The organism is Persicitalea jodogahamensis (genome assembly GCF_014651615.1).
GTDB classification, from domain to species: domain Bacteria; phylum Bacteroidota; class Bacteroidia; order Cytophagales; family Spirosomataceae; genus Persicitalea; species Persicitalea jodogahamensis.
The window spans coordinates 1022509-1042417 of sequence record NZ_BMXF01000002.1; the positions used below are offsets into that span (position 1 = coordinate 1022509).

General features: G+C 50.1%; 12 protein-coding genes. 6 read left to right on the forward strand and 6 right to left on the reverse strand.

Annotated elements, in window-relative coordinates:
- Window positions 1-92 precede the first annotated feature (92 nt).
- Window positions 93-1487 carry a dihydrolipoyl dehydrogenase gene (gene lpdA, locus IE117_RS14520; protein ID WP_189565153.1) on the forward strand — a complete coding sequence of 465 codons (1395 nt, stop codon included), beginning with the start codon at window positions 93-95 and terminating at the stop codon, window positions 1485-1487.
- A 24-nt stretch (window positions 1488-1511) separates the two neighbouring features.
- Here the strand turns inward: lpdA and IE117_RS14525 are convergent, their stop codons facing one another.
- Complete coding sequence (locus tag IE117_RS14525) at window positions 1512-3089, reverse strand: hypothetical protein (RefSeq protein ID WP_229580884.1); 1578 nt, start codon at window positions 3087-3089, stop codon at window positions 1512-1514.
- Window positions 3090-3251: 162 nt separating this feature from the next.
- On the opposite strand from IE117_RS14525, the gene argS reads away from it, so the two are divergent.
- Together argS and IE117_RS14535 are read left to right on the forward strand one after the other, a co-directional pair.
- Window positions 3252-5030: an arginine--tRNA ligase gene (gene argS, locus IE117_RS14530; protein WP_189565394.1), complete on the forward strand. Its 1779-nt coding sequence runs from the start codon at window positions 3252-3254 to the stop codon at window positions 5028-5030.
- 39 nt (window positions 5031-5069) lie between these two features.
- Entirely contained in the window at window positions 5070-6170 is a 1101-nt protein-coding gene (locus tag IE117_RS14535; protein WP_189565154.1) for a dipeptidase, read from the forward strand.
- Window positions 6171-6246: 76 nt separating this feature from the next.
- On the opposite strand, the gene IE117_RS14540 is transcribed toward IE117_RS14535, so the two are convergent.
- The 4 genes from IE117_RS14540 to IE117_RS14555 form a co-directional block, all read right to left on the reverse strand.
- Entirely contained in the window at window positions 6247-7905 is a 1659-nt protein-coding gene (locus IE117_RS14540) for a RagB/SusD family nutrient uptake outer membrane protein (RefSeq protein WP_189565155.1), read from the reverse strand.
- Window positions 7906-7911: 6 nt separating this feature from the next.
- Window positions 7912-11334, reverse strand: coding sequence for a SusC/RagA family TonB-linked outer membrane protein (locus IE117_RS14545; protein ID WP_229580886.1), 3423 nt, complete (start codon window positions 11332-11334; stop codon window positions 7912-7914).
- A 73-nt stretch (window positions 11335-11407) separates the two neighbouring features.
- Complete coding sequence (locus IE117_RS14550) at window positions 11408-12517, reverse strand: FecR family protein (protein ID WP_189565156.1); 1110 nt, start codon at window positions 12515-12517, stop codon at window positions 11408-11410.
- Between the two features lie 149 nt (window positions 12518-12666).
- Window positions 12667-13266 carry an RNA polymerase sigma factor gene (locus tag IE117_RS14555; RefSeq protein WP_189565157.1) on the reverse strand — a complete coding sequence of 200 codons (600 nt, stop codon included), beginning with the start codon at window positions 13264-13266 and terminating at the stop codon, window positions 12667-12669.
- A gap of 183 nt (window positions 13267-13449) precedes the next feature.
- Between IE117_RS14555 and IE117_RS14560 the strand changes: the two genes are divergently transcribed.
- The gene (locus IE117_RS14560) at window positions 13450-15402 is read left to right on the forward strand and encodes a hypothetical protein (protein WP_189565158.1); all 1953 of its coding nucleotides are present in this window, start codon (window positions 13450-13452) and stop codon (window positions 15400-15402) included.
- Between the two features lie 99 nt (window positions 15403-15501).
- Here IE117_RS14560 and IE117_RS14565 read toward each other — a convergent pair whose 3' ends face one another.
- Window positions 15502-17883 (reverse strand): TonB-dependent receptor, encoded by a 2382-nt coding sequence (locus IE117_RS14565; protein WP_189565159.1) that lies wholly within the window; start codon window positions 17881-17883, stop codon window positions 15502-15504.
- A gap of 557 nt (window positions 17884-18440) precedes the next feature.
- On the opposite strand from IE117_RS14565, the gene IE117_RS14570 reads away from it, so the two are divergent.
- Together IE117_RS14570 and IE117_RS14575 are read left to right on the forward strand one after the other, a co-directional pair.
- On the forward strand, window positions 18441-19142 hold the full coding sequence (locus tag IE117_RS14570; RefSeq protein WP_229580888.1) for a sensor histidine kinase: 702 nt from the start codon (window positions 18441-18443) through the stop codon (window positions 19140-19142).
- Complete coding sequence (locus tag IE117_RS14575) at window positions 19123-19824, forward strand: LytR/AlgR family response regulator transcription factor (protein WP_189565161.1); 702 nt, start codon at window positions 19123-19125, stop codon at window positions 19822-19824. Before IE117_RS14570 ends, IE117_RS14575 begins: the two co-directional genes overlap by 20 nt.
- Window positions 19825-19909: the final 85 nt, after the last annotated feature.

Here is a 19909-nt window from a genome sequence, read left to right on the forward strand (position 1 = left end):
AATTTATCAAAAATCCACGTAGATTGAATGGATTGGCCGGGTATTTTTATCAACCTTGCCCGAACAACGCATCCATCCATTCCAACAAGTTTATGAACTCCAGTAAAGCAGAAAAATTCGACGTCATCATCATTGGGGCCGGACAGGCGGGCAAGCCCCTGGCCATTTACCTGGCCGAGGCGGGCTGGAAAGTGGCTATCATTGAAAGAGAACATCTTGGAGGAAGCTGTGTGAACTACGGTTGTACCCCTACCAAAATGCTGCTCGCTTCGGCCCAACTGGCTTTTCAGGCCCGGCGTGCCGATGACTACGGAGTCAAGATTGGCAAGGTGAGCGTCGATTTCCAGGCCGTGATGAAGCGCAAAAACGAGGCGATTCTTTCGTCGCGGGAGGGCATCGAAGATCGTCTTGGGGAGTTTGATAAGATCGACCTGATTAGAGGCGAGGCTTCTTTTTTGGGTAAGAGGTCAATTGCTGTCACTCAGGAATCCGGAAAAATTCTCAACCTTACCGCCAAACGTATCGTAATCGATACGGGTACCAGCCCTCGGGTACCGACAATCGAAGGGCTCGAAGGTACCCCGTATCTTACCTCAAAAACCGCCCTTGATCTGGATGAACTCCCGAAGCACCTGCTGATAATCGGTGGTGGCTACATTGGACTGGAATTTGCCCAGATGTTCCTCCGTTTTGGCAGCAAGGTGACGATTGTCGAGTCAGACAAACAAATTTTGGGCAAGGAGGATAAGGACGTGGCTGAAAAAATGCGCGAAATACTCGAAGAGGAAGGAATCGGGGTTTATCTAAACGCTAAAATTGAAAAAGTGGCTAAGGAAAATGGGGGCGTCAAGCTGTCAATACAATCTGCCGACGAGACCATCGACCTTGTCGGCTCGCATCTGCTTGTGGCAGTGGGGACTACCCCAAATACCAAAGCCCTAAAACCGGATGCTGCCGGCATCAAAACGGATAAGCAGGGTAGTATCAAAGTAGATGAATACCTTGAAACAGCGCAGAAAGGGGTATTTGCCGTTGGAGATGTCAAAGGCGGTCCTGAGTTTACGCATATTTCCTACGACGATCACCGCATTTTACTGGAAAGGTTTCTGGAGAAAAAGAAACGCAGCATCAAAAAGCGTCCGGTACCTTACACTGTCTTTACCGATCCGCAGCTGGGCCGTATTGGTATGAGTGAGAAGGAAGCTAAGAAGCAGAAAATAAAAGTAAAGATCGCCAAAATGCCGATGGACCAGGTGGCCCGCGCCAACGAGACGGAGCATATCAAGGGATTCATGAAAGTACTCATCGACGCGGGCAATGACCAGATTCTGGGGGCGGCCATTTTGGGTATGGAAGGCGGCGAAATCATGGCGATGCTCCAGATCGCCATGATGGGAAAACTCCGCTACCAAAAACTCCGGGATGGCGTATTTGCGCACCCTACTTTGGCAGAGTCGCTGAATAACCTGTTCAAGGAGGTAAAGTGAACCGAGGGGTTTACCCGTTAGCTCTCACCTTTTCAAACCGGTGGATTTGCGGCTGGAAGCCTCCCCGGCAGACTTGGGTTTGCCAATATCCTCGGTATTGTAGGTGAACTTATTGATGTAGAAAACCTCGCGTTGCGGCCCGACGGTATTCTTGCCGCTGCTCACCCGCTGCACGCCGTAAGCCAGAAAGTACTTGCCGTACCAGGCCGCCAGGGTTGCATTCTCATTGAAAAGTACCTTCTCGTCCTCGGTTTTACCTTCGATTTCGTACTCTTCCTTTTCCACCACCACCTTATCCCGGCGGATCACCTCGGTATGGATGCTGCCGTCCTGCGGGTAGGCCAGCAGGAAGTAGTCATCAATGGGCGTGAGCTGCACCATTTCCTGCAATTCAAAACTGGTCAAATCCTTAATCGTGATGCAGTTATCCCAAAGAAAATTACCGTCACGGTCGAAACCACACACAATGGCGTGGGTATAGCGAAACCCGTCGAGTGAGCGCATGTACTGACGGCTCAGGCCGTTGAACATTGCCGGGCTGTTGGTCTTGTAGTTGGGGTAATACACCTCCGCCACCAGCACGATTTCGTTCTCGGTCTGAATGAGATTATGCACCAGCAGCCGATAGCGGAATTTGTTTTCCTTGCCCATCGATTCACGTTTGCCAATGCGGTCCAGTACGCGTTTCCTGCGCTTGGGCTTCATGAAATTGAAGAAATTCTGCAACTCCGAAAACTCAATAAAGTTCGGGTCCTCAGGTATGTTATCCTTGATGTGGGTTACGTAAAGCCCCTGCGAGAACGGAGTGCAGCCAATGGAGTAATTGCCGATCAGGTAGGAGTCCTCGGGATTCAGGGGGACGATCTGTCCTGATATCAGGCTATTTTCCTGATCTTTCAGGGCAGTGGTTTTCAGAAGCTTTCCCTCGTAGTTGTAGGTTTTGATGGCAAAAACGCATTCACGTTTCCGTACGGCGTAGGTAATGACGTTTATGAGCCCGTCCACTTCGTTGATATCCACGTTGTTGATCTCCATATTGCGCTCGAAGAGACCGGGCAGCACGCGCGTCGTGTGGTCGAAAAAAGAGTGGACTACCACAATGGGACGATTGCGGTAGTAACCCGCTACAAGTGCCTTACTACCGATAACTTTGAACTGGTGCACGCTGACATTGGGCAATAGATCGCCTTTGTGAATGTCGATGTGGCCGCGGGCCAGGTCTAGTTGCAGGAAAAGGAAATGATCTGTGTCTGGCTCGGCGAATAGCCAGTAAGCGTAGTCGGGGTTCTGGTACGACATCACCGGAATATACCGAAAATCCATGCCGTACTCCTGCGTCCAGACAGGCTTGAGATCGGTATCGTACTTGGTAAACACCCATTTTTCATTGCGCGAACCCATGAACTCATTTCGGCGAATGACCATCAGGGCTCCGGCTTCGCCTAGCGAAAAGAGATCAAACTGCTCTTCAGCGGAGCTGCGCGTGGGAATTTCGATCCGGGTAGTCTGCTTCAATTGTGCCAGAGCCGTCATGGGTGCCAGGCCTGTGAGTACGCAGATTATCAGCAGATTGATTTTAAATATTGGCTTTTCTAAGCTCATAAAAATCTACAATTCGATGGTTTGCTTTCTTACCGAAAGATAACATATTATTATTGTCCGTAAAACGCCTGACTCACAATAAGGTTGTTCCAGGCAGGGACCGGGTCAGAATTTTGCCCTAATTTTGCGCTAATTACCGTCGAAACCAATCCCCGTATGTCGCTGACCATTGAAGCCATTCTGAAAAAAGAAATAAGCCAGGCCATCCAAACTGCTTTTCAGGTAGAACAGGAGGAAATTTCCCTGCAACCCACCAAAAAGGAGTTCGAAGGTACCTATACTTTTGTGACTTTTGCTCTTACCAAATCGCTGCGCCGTCCCCCCGCCCAGATCGGGCAGACGATTGGGGATTTTCTGGTGGAGAACTCGTCCGTAGTGAGTGCCTTTAACGTGGTACAGGGTTTTCTCAACCTTAGCGTTAAAGCCGGAGCCTGGCTCAATGTACTCGAAGAAATACATCAGGATGAATCCTTTGGCAGCCTTCCGGCGAACGGGCAGTCGGTGATGGTGGAGTTTTCATCTCCCAATACCAACAAACCGCTGCATCTGGGCCACCTCAGAAACAACTGCCTGGGCGATTCGGTGTCACGCATTCTGGCCGCCAACGGCTACGGAGTCATCAAGACCTGCCTGGTCAACGACCGGGGCATCCATATCTGCAAATCCATGCTGGCCTACCAAAAACTAGGGCAAGGCGAGACTCCGGCCACATCAGGCTTAAAGGGGGACCATCTGGCGGGCAAGTACTACGTGCTTTTTGATAAAGAGTACAAAAAACAAATCAAAGACCTGATCGCCGATGGCCTGACGGAGGAGGAGGCTACCAAACAGGCCCCCTGGATTCGGGAAGCGCAGGAACTACTCATTAAGTGGGAAAAGGGCGACGCCGAAACCGTGGCGCTCTGGCAGAAAATGAACGGCTGGGTCTATGCCGGATTTCAGGAAACCTACAACAAGATGGGAATCCTTTTCGATAAGACTTACTACGAGTCGGACACCTATTTGTTAGGGAAAGATATCATCGAAGAAGGACTGGCCAAGGGCGTTTTTTACAAAAAAGAAGACAACTCCGTCTGGATCGACCTCACCGAAGAAGGGCTGGATCATAAACTGGTACTTCGCGGCAACGGCACATCCGTCTATATTACCCAAGACCTGGGAACCACGGAACTGAAGTACCAGGATTACCACAACGACCGCTACCTGTGGGTAGTGGGCAACGAGCAGGACTACCACTTCAATGTTCTTTTTGCTATTCTAAAACGCCTGGGCCGACCCTATGCCGACGGCTGCTTCCACCTCAGCTACGGCATGGTGGACCTGCCCTCAGGCAAAATGAAGTCGCGGGAAGGCACCGTAGTGGATGCTGACGACTTACTGGATGAAATGGTGAAAACGGCCGAAAACCGCACCCGGGAATTGGGTAAGATTGAGGATTTCAACAGCGAGGAAGCCAAAAATCTGTATGACATTCTGGCCCTGGGGGCTTTGAAGTACTATCTGCTTAAAGTTGATCCCAAGAAGCGGATGCTGTTCAATCCGGCGGAGTCGATAGATTTTCAGGGGCATACCGGACCATTTGTGCAGTATACCTACGCCCGTCTGCGTTCCATCCAGCGCAAGGCTGATGAGGCCGGTATTGGAGCAAAGGTAGTTTCGGAAAACTACGCGCTGCATCCGGCCGAACAAGAGTTGATCTTCCATTTGTCGCAGTATCCGGAGCGGGTGCAGGCGGCAGGAGCGGAGTTTTCGCCTGCGCTTATTTCGCTTTATGCCTTTGAGTTGGCCAAAGTTTACAATCAGTTCTACGCCGAACTTTCTATCTTCTCCGACCCTGATCCTCAGGCCGTACAGATGCGCGTGGCCCTGTCCGATGCCGTCGCCAAAACCATCCGCCACGCCATGGGACTGCTTGGCATCGAAGTACCTGAGCGGATGTAAGTGCATTTTAATTTCAATTTTCCACGATCAGCCCGATAGATGTTTACCATCGACGCCCACCTCGACCTCGCGACCAACGCCCTGAGCCTGAATCGCGATTTAAAAAAATCCGTGCAGGAAATTCGTAACAGGGAACGCTCTCTGGGAATGGACGACACGCCCGACCGGGGCAACGGATCGGTGGCGTTGCCAGATCTCCGAAGAGGCAATGTAGGCCTGGTGGTGGCGACGATTATCTCGCGCGTCGCGGCGGAAGGCGCGTCGCACTCCTCTTCCAAACTCGTAGGCTGGCACTCCCCCGAGCAGGCCTTTGCGTTCGCGCAGGGGCAATTGGCCTGGTATCGGGTGATGGAGGAGCAGGGCGAGATGGTGCAGATCACGGATCGGCAGCAGCTGGAGAACCACCTGCAATTGTGGCAGGATGAAAGCATTCTGAACAGCCAGAAACCCGTTGGCTATATTCTGAGCCTCGAAGGTGCTGACTCAGTCATTGATGTCAACTACCTGGAAAGGTACGTAGAAGAAGGCCTGCGCGCCATTGGTCCGGCGCACTACGGACCGGGCAGATACGCGCCCGGCACCCACGGCGGCGGCGGCGGGTTGACCCCAATTGGAAAAGATCTGCTGCGCGAAATGGATCGCCATTCCCTCATTCTCGACGCCACGCACCTGACCGACAAAGGTTTCTTCGAGGCAATGGATATTTTCCAGGGAACCGTGTGGGCGAGTCACCAGAACTGCCGCGCCCTCGTACCGGGCGAGCGGCAATTCAGCGACGAGCAGTTGAAAGTACTTATCGAGCGCGGGGCGGTCATGGGCGGAGCTTTGGATAGCTGGATGCTTTGCCCGGATTACCATCAGCGGAAAGCAGAGGGTGCCAGATCGCTCGGAATTGACATGGAAAAGCTGGTGGATCACTTCGATCACATTTGTCAGTTGGCCGGCGATGCCAACCATATTGCTTTTGGCACTGACCTCGACGGACTATTCGGTATCGAGCAAATGCCTTACGATATGGATACCATTGCTGACCTAGCCAAATACGAAAGTATTTTGTCCCGGAGAGGGTATTCATCCGAAGACATTGAAAAAGTATTTCATGGCAACTGGCTGCGGTTGCTGAGAAAGGCATGGCAGTAGAATCCAGTAAGCAGGAGAAAAAAAATAGCTGCCAGCCAAGGGCCGACAGCTATCCAATCTTACCTATGAGAAAAATCTATTGCCCGAGCTTTGGATTTACGTTGACTTCTGACTGCGGAATCGGCCACACGTAATCGTCGGCCCGGAAATTCTTGGAAGTGACGAACCAGCGACTTCGATTCGTCGGATCTTTTTTCTTGGAAGTTTTGGGAAGTAGGGTAGAGTTCGGGAAAGGTGCACCCCAGAAATCTCCCGTAAGTACCTCCTCCCCAATTTTCCAACGGAATATGTCCCACAGGCGGTGGCCCTCAAAGGCCAGCTCGATTCGTCGCTCGTTGCGCATGATGGGTCGTAGCTGGGCGGCGGACATCGCTTTCAACGGCGGCAGATTGACGGACGGTCGGGTTCTGACTTTGTTGATCGTCATGTCCAGTAGTTCCTGCGTGATGGGCTTGCCTGCTTCCAGCTCGGCTTCCAGATAGCTCAGAAGTACCTCGGCGTAACGGATGATGGGAAAGTTTCCTCCGTAGTCATTACGCAGGTTGCCCGAAAAATCCTCAGTAAAAAACTTGCGTAGCCCGTAACCCGTCCGGGTGGCTTGCTTCGAATAAGTAAGTTGATCCAGCGACTGGGACGAATCGGGATGACAGACGTACTTCCGCCCACCGAAGGTCGTTCCGTCCCATAGCAAATTATACCGAAAGCGAGGATCGCGATTTTTCCCCATATCACTGACATCAAACCGGGGATCGGAATAGGAAAGCGGGGTACCGTCATCGAATCCGTAAGCGTCTGCCAGACTACCCAATGGGTTTACGATATGCCAGCCGGACAAAATTGCAGGGAAAGTGTGCTGGGGCAGACCGTTCGGGGCTTGCCCGGCCAGGTACTGCACGCTAAAAATGTTCTCGCTGCTGTTCTCATTAGTAGGCAGAAAGATGGAGCGATAGTCGGGGTCGATGATATTATCGCCCTTATCCATGATTTGCTTGAAGGCCGCAGCAGCCTCGGGGTATTTCTTCTCACTCAAAAGAATTCGGCCCAGAAAACCCCAAGCCGCCTGCTTACTGGCTCTTCCTATTTCGCTATTTCCCAACTGGCCGAAAAACGGCAGTGCTTGCGCCGCGGCGGTCATTTCCGAAATCACGAATTGCACAACCTCACTCTTGGGAGCTTTGTCCACGTTATTGGCCTCTTCGGGCGTCAGCGTTTTTTGCACCAAGGGGACTGAACCGAAGTACTGCGAAAGATAAAAGTACTGCGTGGCCCTGACAAATCTGGCCTCTGCTTTCATACGGTCGATTTTGGCTTGGGCCATGGAGACTTTATCAATGTTTTCCAAGAAATCATTACAGATGGTAATCCGCTCGTAAGAAGCCGACCAGTAGTTGCCCACCACCCCGTTATTGGGTAGCAGCGTACCGTTCGTCAAGCGATTTTGGTTGGCATTATCGCCTCTTCTGTCGTAGGCGTTGTCGGTGGCATGTTCCAGGAATACGATACCTGTGTAAGACCACCAATCCGAAGGATTTACCGTGACATTATAAAGCAGGGATCCCCGATACATTCCCGTCAACGCGATGTTGGCGTTGGCTTCAGAAGTCCAAAAGTTACCCTTTGAGAAGGAGTTGGTAGGAAATTGTTCCAGTTCTTCTCCGCAAGAAAAGGAAAACAGCACCAGCAAGGCTATGAAAAGGCGACTGGCGCTTTTTGCCAGGTTTTTATAAGTTCTCATAATATTTTAAAGTTTGAGGTTGATACCAAAGGTTACCGTTCTGAGAATGGGGTAATACGCACCGTTGCCATTATTGCCGGATCCGGGGATATCCACTCCATTGATTTCGGGATCCCAGCCCTGACGGTACTTGCTGAATGTAAGAAGGTTTTCAGCGCTTACATAGATTCTGGTTCGACTGATGTGCAGGGGTTTGAGCCAATTTTCAGGCAAACTGTAGCCTAACTGTAAATTTTTAATTCGTAGGTAAGAAGAGTTCAATACCCAGAAATCCGAATCGACGGTATTGGGCGTTCCGCTGTTGGTAATCACTTCCAGACGTGGGTAGTCAGGGTAACGGGTTGGATTGTCAGGATTGAAGCGACCGTCCATCTGCCAGCGTTGAATATTTCCAAGATTGTTGAAGGCATAGCCCGCATAGCCACCCAGTTGGCCGCTCACGCCCGCCACGCCTTGCAGGAAAGTCGAGAAGTCAAATGATTTGTAGGTAAATCCAAGGTTGGCTCCAAAGGTATATTTCGGAATCTGGCTTCCGAGGTAGGTGCGGTCATAGGTGGGGTCTACCTTTCCATCCGGTACTCCCTCCGGGCCACTGATATCCTTATAGCGGATGTCGCCAGGTTCGGCCTTGGGGGTAACCTTAGTTTGGTCAGGCCATTGGGTAATGTCATCCTGGTTAAGGAACACGCCATCGGAAAGATACCCGTAGAACATCTGCATCGGATAGCCAATAAACAAATTGGATCCATTGCCTACCAGGCCGTTGGGTTGGGTAACGTTACCTAAACCAAGCGTAACCACCTCGTTGTTAATAATTGAGAAATTAGCATTGAACGAATAGCCAAAATCCTTAATGCGGTTTCTGTGGCTCAGGTCAAATTCCCAGCCTTTATTGCTCATTGCTCCGGTGTTGGTTTCTCCAATATTGACTCCTAACACTGAAGATACGCTCGAAGAAGGTCTGAATAAAATGTCGTCGGTCTGCCGGTCAAAGTACGTGACGTTGAACAACAACTTGTTATTGAAAAAGCCGGATTCGACGCCGAGATCGAAAGTTGTGGTGCTTTCCCACTTGATGTTGGGGTCAGTGTAGTTGGCATAAGCCGCTCCGATGTTAAGTGTGTTGCCAAAGGGGTAGTTTCGGCCCGCCGCCAGCACCTGCTGGTAGGGGTAGTTTCCGATGTTCTGATTACCTAGCACACCATAGGAGGCTTTCAGCTTCAAATTGGAAAGCCAGGGGATAGACTTCATAAAGTCCTCCTGGCCTAAGCGCCAGCCAACGGCAGCCGAGGGAAAAAGAGCGTATTTCTGGCCATCCGGGAAGCGGGACGATCCGTCGTTCCTGACCGTCACCTCGACGAGGTACTTTTCCATAAAACTGTACTTCAAACGCGAGAATACCGACTGGATCGCCCAGGCTGCGTCAAATCCGCCATTCTGCTGGTTTTCAAGACCTCCCAGGTCCAATACGGTATATTGGTTGCTGGGAAAATCCTGGCGGTAAGAATTGAAGTAGGAGAAATCCTGCTGTTCAAAAGAGTAACCCAATAGAGCGCTGAAAAAATGATTTTTAAGTTCCCTGTTGTACTCACCCGTGAACTGCATCGTCTTGTAAATCTGCTTATTGCTTTCCTGATTCAAGGACGACTGGTTGAGGGTGATCTGGTCGGTGAGCCTTTGCGAAGCGTAGTAGGAACGCTCCTCAAGCAGCGAGAAGTTATACCCGCCAATGGCCGAAAAAATCAGGCCGGGCAAAGGCTTCCAATCCAGCTTAGTATTGATCCCGAATCGTGAAGTGGGAGCCCGACGGTAGGAATCGGAGGCCAGCCAGGCAGCCGGAGTCCCTCCACTTTCGGGTCCTAAACCAAAATCACCATTGGAGGCCTGGCCCAGGAAAATAGCCGGGTATCGTACGGCATTTTGGATGAGCTGGTTAGTGATATCTCCGCCTTTGTTTCCCGTAGCCTGCGGCTCATCTCTTTTATCAATGGAACCGGAGAGGCGGGTAGTTATCTCGAAATGGTTGCCGATTTTGTTTTGCAGATTCAACCGTTGGTTAAATCGCTGGTACTTGTTCTTGGGAACGATTCCCTGCTGTTGCAAAATACCGCCGGACAGAAAGAATTTATTGTTCTCGTTGCCGCCGTTGAGCGTGATCGTGTGCTGGGTTTGCTGTCCGCTGCTTGAGAACAAATCTTCTAAAAATCGGGTGTTTGGGTAATTGTCAGGGTCATTCTGAGCCCGGTACTTTGCGATCTCTTCCGCCGGAAAGCTATTACTCCCCGAGGCAATGTTGAACATCTCGGCGTATTCCCATGAATTGACGAAATCAGGTAGTTTGGTCGCGGTGTTGAACCCGGTATAGCCGTCATAGCTGACGGACAACTTATCCGAAACGCCCATTTTCGTGGTGATCAGAACGACCCCATTCGCCGAACGAGCGCCATAAATGGCCGCCGATGAGGCATCTTTCAGGACCGAAATGGTCTTGATGTCATTGGGATTGACATCGTTCATGTCACCCGGAATGCCGTCGATCAGCACCAGTGCATTGGGCGTTGCACCAAAAGAACCCACGCCCCGAACCCGAATGGTACCCCCATTTACGCCGGGACGACCGGTATTCTGGGTAACGGTAACTCCGGGCATCTGGCCAGTTATGGCTTGTGATACCTGAGTCACGGGCCGATTTTCAAGCTGTTTTTCCCCGATTTGGGAAACTGAGCCAATCACATTCACTTTCTTCTGCGTGCCGTAACCCACGACAACTACCTCATCGAGAGCGCTTTCGTCGGGTAGGAGGGATAAGTTTATAGTACTTTGGCTGCCTACGGTTACTTCCTGGCTCTTGTAGCCCACAAAACTGAAAACAAGTACCGCCGTTTGATCGGGCACATTGAGCGAAAAGTCGCCCTGCGTGTCGGTCGTAGTGCCGCGTTGGGTACCTCTCAGCACTACACTTACGCCGGGTAGCGGACCGCCATTCTCGTCGGTAACTTTGCCGTTCACAGTGATGTCTACGTTTTTAGTTGAGCTGTTTTTGGACATACTGCCTTTTTCGGCACCTTCGTATTTTTTCAGTACAATAAAATCCCCCGAAACTTCGTACGCCAGTCCGTTGGGAAGTAGTAATCCATTCAGCACGCTGCCCAGCGCTTCATCCTTTGCATTGACAGAAACACGCTTGTTCGTTGAGACAAGCTGCGGAATGTAGGCAAAACGCACATTGGCTGCTTTTTCCAGGCTTCGCAACACTGCGGGTAGTTTTTGATTCTGGATTTGCACCGTGATTTTCTGATCCAGAACTTTTTGCGCCATGCCATCGCGAGCCAGAGAAAGGCTCGCAAAAATGAGAACGAAGGCGCATTGCAAAAAAGCAATGCCCATCATTCTGCGCGGTTGAGGAAATAGGAGTAGTAAGTTTTGCATAAAGATTTGGGTTAGATAATGGAAAATTGATAAGGCTTTTAGGAAAGAATTCAGGCGGATCGGCGCCATCGTATTACATGCACCCTGACCCTGTTATCACGATTCTGGTTTCAAAGACTTCGTAGGTGGCGCCAATGGTCTGACACACGATATCGAGTTTACGAAAGAGGGGTTCTGCACCCAGCGGTGCGGTAATGTTGCAACCTGTCAGGGCCTTGTCCTTGTATTCGATTTTTACGCCGTAAGATGTTTCCAGCGTTTTGAATACATCCACTACGGCTACATTCTGAAAATTGAAATCAGATTTACTCTCGGCAGGTTTGACGGGAGCGGTCTTCGGCACGCGACTGGCAGAAAAACCTTTCTTGACTTTATCGTAGCTGGCTTGCTGGTTTGCGGTAAGTATCAGCATTTCCTCAGGTTTTCCCTGCTGCGACTCGCGGAATTTTTCCAGCGTGAACACCTTCACTTTGCCCGTGCGGACTTCCACCGTCGGCGTTTGGTTCTGGGCAAAAGCATCGACAAAAAAACTGGTGCCGACTACCTTCGTGACCAGATTCTCGGCAAAAACCAGGAATGGCCTGGTCGTGTCTTCCGCTACTTCAAAATAGGCTTTGCCAGACAGAAAAACTTCCCGCTTTGAATCCTCGAAAGCTTTTCCATAGCTAAGCCGACTGTCGGGATACAACACGATCCGGCTGCCGTCGCTCAACTCAATATTTAAAGGCTTTCCAGTCTCATTCTTTCGCTCAACCAGTGGTATGTTGGATTCCAGTGCCTGGGCCGAATAAGTCGCGGGCGCTTCGTTTCCTTTCCAGAATGCGAGCCATCCCACACCCAATACCACGAGGACAACGGCGGCAGCCCTAAGCCACCCCCATATGGGGCTAAGGTTTGCTTCCGGTAGTTCTTCCTCGCTTGGTTCATCATAGACACCCGGCGCAGTTGCCTCATTGATGGCCAGCCATATCCGCCGTCCCTGCTCATCGGTAGGGATGGATTGCGACTCATGCAGTGCCAGAAAAAGTGAGCGGGCGGCTTTCAAAGTTGGTTTTTGTTCCGGATACCGCTCCTGAAATGCCTGCCAGAATTTTTCTGCTTCGGGATTTTCGGTTGATACCCACGTCCTGAACTGATTGTCGTGAATGAATTCTTCAACGGTGTAGTGCTGGTAGTTTTCCAAGGGTAAATGATTGTTCAGCGGCAGCGACCGCTAACGGTTATAGAATGATAAAGACGTTATGATCCTGACATGACCCATTTGAATGCAATTTTTTTATATAAAAGCACCGAATGGCAAATGATTGAAGTCCCCCGATGCAACGGTTGTTGTCAGGAGAGAAAAAGAAAGAGCAAAATCGCACCGAGGCAGGCTTTGAGAAGACTGGAGCTTCCTCGCAATGTGGTCATGGCATTGAACAGAGTGTTGCGGACCGTCTTTTCTGTAACACCCATGATGAGGGCGATCTCATGGGTCGAGAAGTTTTCGTAGTACCGCAGCATGACCACTTCACGCTGTCGTTTAGGAAGGTTTTCGATGAGGGATTTCAACCGGCGGGTCAGTAGCGATTCTTCGCTCTCTGCACCAAAGTCAGGTGAATGAATAAGACTGTTTTCAGAACCGTCAGTCTGGAATACATCCTGATGCTGAAGCCGTTTTTCGCGTTCTGACAGACGCCGGATGTTGCGGCGCAGACTGCGAAAAAGGTAGAATTTGATATTGTCAACTTCGGATAAGTTTTCACGGGTGCGCCACAGGTTGATGAAAAGATCCTGAATGGCGTCTTCCGTCAGAGATACGTCCACCAGGAATTGCTTGCCATAGGAATAGAGCTGCCGGTAATGCTGCTCAAATATCCTGGCAAATGCTTCGCGGTCGCCGGCGCGGAACATGTTCCAAATTTCCAGATCTGTCTGTAAAGTTATTTTCAAGTTAAAACGCGTTGTTAAACACTGAAAAGTACACAAATATACAACAATGGTTCTACGATTGTTTGGTCAATCGTGCTTTACAAAACCTGTTTTGCAGGAAAAATCGGCCAGCGAAATGGGTAATGGAAGGACTTCTCTATCTCTATTGATGCAAAAGCTTTTCTAATTATCTGAGATATTCCCATGACCCCCGACAAAAATACCCGCCGTCAATTTATAAAAAAAACCTCCGGGCTGGCCCTGGCCGCATACCTGCCATCGCTATACGCCAGCGCGTACGATAAGATGAACGATCCGTTTCCGTTCGGAACCGAGCGGGGCAAGCCGTTGGACGCCTGCGCCACCGGCGAATGGTGGAACTGGAAGGGGGACAAACAGATGAGCCGCTTCATGCAGGAGCGGCCCCGTGATAAGGTGATCGCCTACGCAGTGTACACCCACGACCGGGGCGTGCTGAAAATGACCGCCCAGCTTTTTCCATTGTATCCCAATGAGCCCGAAGCTGTGACGCTGGAAATGAAGATGAACGGCAAATGGAAGAAAATTGCTCAGGAGAAAATCGTCTATCCCGGGTGGAGTGCCCATTTCCGGGTCAAGAAGTGGGATGATACGGCCGAAGTACCCTACCGGGTGAGTCTGGGAAAGCAAGCGACTTTCGAGGGAACCATACGGCCCGATCCGATCAATCAGGATGAAATCAAGATCGCGACGATGTCGTGCAACTCCCCGAGAGATGAAACCGTTGAGGCGCGGAACGAGTACATCGAAAACCTGAAGCACCATGATCCCGATATCTTATTTTTTGCGGGTGACCAATCGTACGTCCACCAGTACCACACCTACGGAATACTACTATTCGGCGTGCAGTTTGCCGAGATCATGAAAGACCGCCCCGTCATCATGATTCCCGACGATCACGATGTAGGGCAGGGAAACTTCTGGGGCGCAGGCGGCGGCGTGGCCGACAGCCCGGCGGGCGATACGGGGGGGTACTATTATCCGCCGGAATACGTCAAGATGGTGGAACGCTGCCAGACCTGGCACTTGCCGGATGCCTACGACCCGACACCCATCAAGCAGGGGATCGGTGTATACTATACTAATCTCAAAATCGGCGGGGTGGATTTTGCCATCGTCGAAGACCGTAAGTTCAAGACTGGGCCTAACGGCACCATTCCCAAAATGGGACCACGTCCCGACCACATCGTGGATCCCGCTTACGACCGAAAGGCGGTGGATGTGCCAGGCTTAGAACTGTTGGGTGAGCGGCAGATCAAGTTTTTGCACGAATGGGGGCAGAACTGGGAAGGTGCCGAAATGAAAGCCGTTTTATCCCAAACGGCCTTCTGTGGGGCTGTCCACCTGCACGGAACTATGGAGAACCGACTGCTGGCCGACCTCGACTGCAACGGCTGGCCGCAAACGGGCCGCAATAATGCCCTGCGGGAACTGCGCCGCTGCGGAGCTACGCACCTCTGTGGCGATCAGCACCTGAGCGTGATCGTGAAACATGGCATCGATACCTACCGCGACGGGCCCATGTCGTTTACCAATCCGGCCTTGGTCAACACCGTCTATGGCCGCTGGTGGTGGCCGCTGGATGAGAAGGCGGGCGGTGGCGAACCCATAAACAATGCACTTCCCTGGACGGGTGACTACGAGGATGGTCTAGGCAACAAGATTACGATGTACGCCTACGCCAATCCCAAGCCTAAGAATGGCAAAGAATTGGCCGAAAACCGGAACGCCCGCGCCGATGGCTACGGACTGGTGCGTTTCAACAAAAAGACAAGGGAAATTACATTTGAATGCTGGCCCCGCTTTGCCGCAGCTGCGCTGGGCGATGGCGAGCAGTTTCCCGGCTGGCCTAGGAGATTCCCGGTAACAGAAAATGACGGCCGTAAAGTGACGGGCTACCTACCCACTTTAAAATTCACTACCGAAAATCCGGTAGTTCAGGTGGTGGACGAGGCTTCGGGCGAAATCTTATATACCGAGCGGGTGCAGGGAAAAGAGTACCAACCGAGGGTATTTGGCGAGGGTACTTTCACGGTGAAAGCAGGTAAGGACCGGCCCGATAAGGTAGTTGGGAAGAACGTGAAAATAGGAAAAGGGACGATGGAGGTAAAGGGGTAAATATGATTGCAAACAACGTTTTCAAATTGATTGATATAGCAGAAAAGGCTTCTACGTGATGTAGAAGCCTTTTTAGTTAACAAGCAAAAATGGTAGTTTCTACCTCCTCCGACTCCCCGAATAGGTCATCGCTTCGCCTTTTCCGAAGCCATAGCTGAAGCCTAACGTCACGAAGCGTCCGCGCTGACCGAAATCGTAGAGGTAGAAGTTCGATCGCTCGATTACACTTTCCTGGATGCGGGAGGCAAAAATGTCACGGACTCCCAAATTGATGACCGCTTTGCCGCCTTTCAATTTTTTGCGTATTCCCAAATCAGCGAAGGCGTAGCCGGTAACCCGGCTTTGCACCGTCCGGTAGCTGGACTGGTAGTTGCCGCTGATTTCCAGATCAAAGTTAGCGGGAAGACCGATTTTGGACGTCAGTTGGGACGACCACTGATCTCCGCTGAAATCGAACGACTGCTGCTGAAATTCGCCCTCACGCACAAAATAGTTGATGTTGAGATCCCCCGTTATTTTAAGCCATTTATTCGGGCTGTAATCGCCGTTCAGTTCAAAGCCGGTAGTTTTGTTCGTACCGATATTCATGGGCCGGGTAGTATTCACATTGTTCTCGAAGGTAGATACCCTTTCCACCACATCGGAAGTAGCGCGGTGGTAGACCGTGGCATTGAGGGAGGCCGTTTTTAAATTAAAAATGCTGGTAAGCTCAAAAGAATCAGTGAATTCAGGTAGCAAATCCGGATTGCCGACGCGGATATTAAAGTTGTTCCTGATATTGAAAAATGGATTCAAATCCCAAAGCCGGGGCCGGTAAATACGCTTGGAGTACCCCGCCTGCACCGATACTTTTTCGGTTAACTTGTACGAGCTGTGCAGGGTAGGGAACAAGTTGGTGAAGTTCCGGTTATTGGCTTCGTTGGTGGTGGTTAGCAAAGTGTTCAGGTCCGTGTTTTCCACTCGGAGGCCCGCTTTCACGCCCCACTTTTTGCCTTCGTACGATCCGGTTCCGTACACGCCAAGTACCTTCTGGTTGTATTCAAAATTATTGGTCAGGCGGTCGATCGTCACCAAAGTACCATCAATGCGTTCCCGCACGGCAAAGTCATTTCCCACGTCATTGATCAGGTACTGAGCGCCCGTCTCTATCGTGACTTTCTCAGTGAGCGGGTTGGTGTAATCCAGCTTGAAGGTATAATCAGCCTGCTGAAATTTAGTATTGGTTTGCTGGTCGTTATTGAAATTTTCACCGAATACCGGCGTATTGATAAATTCGGAAGACTGATCTTTTCCGAAGAAACTACCAATCGCGCTGAATAGCAGCACATGGTCTTCGTTGTCCTCAAATTTCTTCTCGTATTGCAGCTCGTACTGGTACTTCGGATTGGTCGCCTGGGTAGTCTCCTGACGATTCCATCGCGAGACGATAGCGCCGGTACTATCCGAAAAGCTGAAATCGTAACGGGAGGGCTGCTTCTCTACCTCGTAGGCAAAATTACCGGACAGAGTAATAACATTCAGTGGGTTGATGTGGTAGTCGGTGCCAAGAATGACGTTGTAAAATGTTTCATTCCGGTATTCGGTGCCATCGCTCCTGACCGTAGTGTTGTTGATGCGGTCCTGGTTTATGGATTCGGAGTATTGGGGGAGGGAGCGATGCCCTACGCCCAGTTGGGTAAACAGATTGAATTTTTCAGTTCTCCGGTTCAGGCTTACCCCTACACTATGGTTTTGGGGGACTCCCGTATTCAGGGTTACTGAGCCGTTGAGTCCCTTCTTCTCTTCTTTTTTCAGAATGATGTTCAGGATACCCGAAGTACCCTCGGCGGCGTATTTGGCCGATGGATTGGTGATGACTTCGATACTTTCGATCATGTCGGCGGTAATCGTGCCCAGCGCATTGCTCTGCTGATCGGCCATCACGGAGGGTTTGCCGTCGATGAGTATCTGGACTCCGGCGCTGCCCCGCAGCGTGATCTGGCCCTCGATGGTCACGTTTACTGAGGGGACATTATTCAGTACTTCCAGAGCACCCGCTCCGGTGCTGGCCAAATCCTGGCCCACGTTGAACACCCGCTTATCCAGCTGGAATTCGGTCCTCGACTTTTCACCTCTGACTACCACTTCCTTCAATGATCGGCTATCCTCGGCCAGTTGAATGACCCCGACATCCACCTTTCCGTCTCTGATAGTGATGTCTCGCTTTGCCTGCGACTCATAACCGATAAAGGTTACTTCCACAAAAAAATCACTCGCCGTGGTTTTTATACTGAATTTCCCATCCTCGCCGGTTGTGGTGCCGGTGATGGCTTCTCCCGTCTCTTTATTCCCAATCATGACCGTGGCAAATTGAATAGGCTGCTGGCTTGCCTTTTCTTTGACAATCCCCGTGACGGTTACTTCTTCATTTTGAGCGTTCGCTATTCCAGTACTCAGTAGTATGCTTAAAAGTATTCCCAAATGTCTTATATATCTGCTCATTACATTATTTAATTTTGATTATCTTTTTTTAATACCACTATAAAGAAAAGGGAATACCAAGGCGTAGAAAAATAAAATCTGTGAACGACCCGACTTGCCCTCCCAACCGCAAATCTGCTAAAACCAGACTAGAACTGACGTTGACAGTATTGAAAGTGTCGTTCGGCTCAAATTGTTCTGATCCGCAGGGATAATGTTTATCTTTGATCATTATGACTATTAAAAATCATACCTCAATACTGCCCTACAAAGAGGTTTTGTTCCAGGTACTGCTGCATGTCGTAGTGTTTATTTTTTATTCTTACGACAGACGGAATCCGCGGATAGAACCGTATCAATTCGTTTTTTTTGCGACATATGCGACGGCAGCTTTCGTAATCAATTATTCATTGCTGCCTCGTTTTTTATACCAAAAAAAGCATTGGCAATTTATCCTTGGTGTGGTAGTTGCGATTACGGTTGTGATCCTTCTGGAAGAATTAGTCATAGAAAGAATCTATTTTCCGGATACCAGGGGCCGGCGTTTTTTGGGGGTTTTTTTCAGCCTTTGGGCCGTTTTGCCTGTTATCACCGTCCTGTCGGGGTTCAAGTTTGCCTGGGATGCCATAGGAAAGCAGCAGGAAGTGGAATCATTAAAAAGTACGATCCGGGAGAGCGAACTTAAATTCTTAAAATCACAGATCAATCCTCATTTTTTATTCAATAACCTGAACAACCTTTATTCTTACGCGATTGAATTTTCTCCGAAAACACCCGAAATCATCTTGAAACTTAGCTCGGTGCTTCGGTATATGTTATACGAGTGCCGGGAGAAGTTTGTCTCTTTATCGAAGGAAGTCGAGCAATTGGAGAATTTCACGGAGTTGTACGAGATGCAGATTGAAGAACGCGGAACGGTCAATTTTTCCGCCCACATCCAATATCCGGAATTTCAGATTGCACCTTTGATATTAATTGTATTTATTGAAAATGCCTTTAAACACAGCCAGGCCAGCCAATCCGACAATATCCGGATCGATATAACTATTCAGCTTCTGGAAGACGGCGAACTGCATTTTTCCTGTAAGAATAGTTTTCGGCCCATGGGCAATACTGAGAATCTTGCCAAGGGCATTGGGCTGGAGAATGTCATGAAAAGGCTTAAGCTTCTCTATCCGAAAGCTCACAAATTGACGATTGAAGATTCTGATGATCAATATGAGGTATACCTATCAATGCAGTTGACCCAGCAAACCCGGCATGAATTGTATCATTATTGAAGATCAGCCGCCCGCCCAGCGCATTCTGAAAAAGTACATCGAAGACATCGGCACCCTCCATCTGGCAGGTACCTATTCAGATGCCATTCAGGCGATGGACTACCTTAAATCGGCGCCGGTGGATCTGATCTTTCTGGATATTCATTTGCCAAAAATTTCGGGTATTGATTTTCTGAAAGCGGTACCTGAACTTCCTCCTGTCATACTCACCACCGCCTTTTCGGATTATGCCCTGGTGAGTTATGATTTCAGCGTCGTGGATTATCTGTTGAAACCTTTCTCCTTTCAACGGTTTGTCAAGGCGGTTTCCAAAGTACCTTCACACAATACGGCAGAATCGCAATTACACGAAAGTGCGGCACCTGTCTTCCGGCCCAAAATCTTCATCAAGTCGGGCTACGAACACATCGGAATCGTAACGGACGATATCCTGTACATCAAGTCGGATGCTGACTACACAGAAATTTTCTTGCCCCAAAAGAAGCACCTGTCGTCCGAGCCGCTCAGGAATTGGCTGGAGGTACTGGACGGTCGCCAGTTTGTAAGGGTTCACAAATCCTACATCGTCAATACTACAAAGATCGTCAAGGTATCAGGCAATCAAATTTACCTGGACGATGAGGCGATTGTACCGATCGGGAGATCGTACAAAGAGGATTTTGCGGAAAAATTTCTTGGCTGAGTCGTCATGATAGCACCGGAATGTCCGGTTGATACTTAGTAGGGGATTGGAAAGTACGGGGTAAATCAAATAGATTTATTCAGGA